The organism is Candidatus Binatia bacterium, from assembly GCA_035631035.1.
In the GTDB taxonomy this organism is placed as follows: domain Bacteria; phylum Eisenbacteria; class RBG-16-71-46; order SZUA-252; family SZUA-252; genus DASQJL01.
Genome location: DASQJL010000064.1, coordinates 1 through 2838, shown reverse-complemented (window position 1 = coordinate 2838; position 2838 = coordinate 1). Strand labels below are relative to the sequence as shown.

Here is a 2838-nt window from a genome sequence, read left to right as displayed (position 1 = left end):
CGTAACCGCTTTGAAGACCCCATCCTTGCGGCGTGATGCGCAGGCCCGACGATCGCGGGTCCATGTCGGAGAAGAAAGAGATCTGGAAGCAGCGCGTGGCGTGCTGGCGAGCGAGTGGCGAGACCGCCAAGAGGTACAGCGCGGGCCGAGGCTGGTCGGCCGGTACCCTGCTGTGGTGGTCGTCGAGGCTGGGGCGCGAGGCACCGCCGCCGGCGGTGCGCTTGGCGCAGCTGGTGCGGTCGCCGGCGCCGCACGATCGCGGAGCCCCAGCCGGCGCGATCATCATCGAGTTGCTCGACGCGCGTGTGCGAATCACGGTAGATGGGGGCGCAGACCGCGAGGCTGTCATGGCGGTGCTCGCGTTGCTTTCGAAGGTGGAGCGATGATCCCTCGCGGCGTGGAGATCTTCGTAGCGCTCGACCCGATTGACCTGCGCTGGGGCTTCGATCGGTTGTGCGGCGTGGTCGCCGAGCGCCTCGGCCGCCAGGCCCGCTCGGGCGCGCTGTTCGTGTTCTTCGGGCGCCGTCGCACCGCCGTGAAGATCCTGTTCGCGGACCGCACCGGGGTATGCGTGTTTTATAAGCGCCTCGACGCAAACACGTTCCGGATCCCGGAGCCGGCGATCGAGGGCGACGTTGCGCGGCTGATCGACGAGCGCGCGCTCGACGACCTGATCGACGGCCTCGATCTCGCGCCGATCCGCCGGCGTGGCGCTGTTCACTGAGCGAGTTTCGGAAGAAAACGATCGACATCGCGATCCAGTCCGGATAGGAGTGGGTCGTGAGCGACGCGACGAGCCCGATCGACCCGACGATCGCAGCGAGGCTCGCAGAGCTCGAGGCGCTGGTGGAGGCGCAGCGTGCGGCGCTCGAGGCAGAGCGTGCGGCGCTCGAGGCGGAGCGCACGCGTCGGACCGCCGCCGAGGCCGAGCGTGACCGGTTGCGGGAGGCGTACGAAGCCCTCACACGCGAGGTCGAGCTGGCGCGCCGCCGGCTCGTGGTCGCCAAGGCCGAGCGGATCGACACCACGCAGCTCGAGCTCGAGTTCGCCGCCAAGCTGGCCGCGCTCGACGCGCTGGCCGGCAAGGTCAATGACGAAGACGACGGCGATGCGCCGAAGCCGGAGCGAGACAAGGACAAGAAGAAGCACGGCCGCCGCGACCTGCGGTTGTTCGACCTACCGGAGGAGCGCATCGAGATTCCCGACCCGCTGCTCGATGGCAAGGCTGCGCGGATCGGGACGGAGGAGAGCATCGAGCTGCGGTGGAAGCGTGGCGGCTTCGTGCGCGTCGTGCTGGTCCGCATCAAGTACGATACGTCGACGCCGGCAAGGGTTGAGGTGCCTGTGGACGCGAGCGCCAGCCCTGGGACCGGCGATCAGGCAGTGCCTGCCGCGAGCGGCGCACCCAATGCCGGCGAGCGCGCGGCGTCGATCACGAGCCGTGCGAGTTCTGCAACGGACTCCGCATCTCCGGAGGCTGCCCCGATCGCCGAGGCGGGTCGACGCGGCGAGCTGGCCTGCACACCCGATGAGCTCTCGGCGCTCGTCGCGTCGGATCCGCGCACGGCCGGAGCGACGATCGTCACGGCCCCAATGCCACCGCGTCTGATCGAACGATCGTTTGCGACGCCGTCCTTGATCGCTCACGTCGCAAGCGACAAGTTCTGCGATGGACTTCCGCTCCATCGTCAGGAGGATCGGTTCGCGCGCCTCGGCGTACCGATCGATCGCGCCACGATGTGCCGCTGGCTCGAAGAAACGGGCGCGACCGTCGGAGCGACGATCGTCGAGGCAATGCGACAGGAGGCGCTCGCGACCGCCCACTGCATTGCGACCGACGCGACCGGCGTGCTGGTGCAGCCGGATCCACGACCTGACAAGCAGAGTCAGCCGTGTCGTCGTGCACACTTCTTCGTCCAGATCGCGGATGCCGACCACGTGTTCTTCGAGTACACGCCCCGCGAGACCAGCCAGGTCGTGCGCGAGCTGTTCGCCGGCTACGCCGGGCTCGTACAGGCCGACGCGAAGAGCGTGTTCGACATCCTGTACCGGCCGGCCAAGGAGCGGGATCGCGTCGATGACGATCGCGCCGACCATGCAGCGTGTAGCGAGGTCGGATGCTGGTCTCATGGACGCACGAAGTTCTGGGAGGCAGCCGTCGCCACTCAGCACGTCGTCGCACGCGAAGCGCTTGCACGGATCATGCGAATGTTCCATCTGGACAACTCGTGGAAGAACCGGTTGCCGGACGTTCGCAAGACCCTCCGCGACCGCCACCTCCGCGTTCACGTCGTCTCGTTCTTCGAGTTTGCCGAAGACGCCTACGAGCAAGTCAAGCACCAGCGCGGGATGCTGCGCTCCGCCCTCGGCTACTGCATTCGTCAGAAGGTGGCGCTGATGCGCTTTCTCGACGACGGCGCGCTCGAGATGACGAACAACCGGTCAGAGCGCGAGCTGCGCCGCGTAGCTGTCGGTCGCAAGGCTTGGCTATTTGTCGGCAGCGACGACCACGGCCAAGCAGCTGGCAATCTACTCACGCTCATCGCGTCCGCGCGATTGCACAAGCTCGATCCCGAGGTCTACCTGCGCGACGTGTTCCGCGTGATTCCGCATTGGCCGCGAGACCGCTATCTCGAACTCGCCCCGCGCTACTGGCGCATCACCCGTGCCCGGCTTGATCGGAAGGAGCTCGATCGCGAGGTCGGCTGGCTCACGATCCCCGAGCTGCCGCTGCCGACGATGCTGCCGAGCGACGCGTTCGCGGTGCCGCCCTCCGCGCCATAGGCGCGGATAGCATACCACCGCCTCCGTCAAGGATGGGGTTCGCGGATCGGTTAC

The 2838-nt window shown here is 67.6% G+C and carries 3 protein-coding genes; all 3 read left to right on the top strand.

Translation table 11 applies throughout. The annotated features are described in order from the left end of the window. Positions 1-62: 62 nt before the first annotated feature. Genes VE326_07160 through VE326_07150 form a run of 3 tightly spaced genes read left to right on the top strand, consistent with a single transcriptional unit; the run spans position 63 to position 2784 of the window. A complete protein-coding gene (locus tag VE326_07160) occupies positions 63-386 on the top strand; it encodes a hypothetical protein (protein ID HYJ32985.1) in 324 nt (107 codons plus the stop codon). An 11-nt stretch (positions 387-397) separates the two neighbouring features. Beyond that, positions 398-724 (top strand): IS66 family insertion sequence element accessory protein TnpB, encoded by a 327-nt coding sequence (gene tnpB, locus VE326_07155; protein HYJ32984.1) that lies wholly within the window; start codon positions 398-400, stop codon positions 722-724. A gap of 56 nt (positions 725-780) precedes the next feature. Further along, the gene (locus VE326_07150; GenBank protein ID HYJ32983.1) at positions 781-2784 is read left to right on the top strand and encodes an IS66 family transposase; all 2004 of its coding nucleotides are present in this window, start codon (positions 781-783) and stop codon (positions 2782-2784) included. Positions 2785-2838 lie beyond the last annotated feature (54 nt).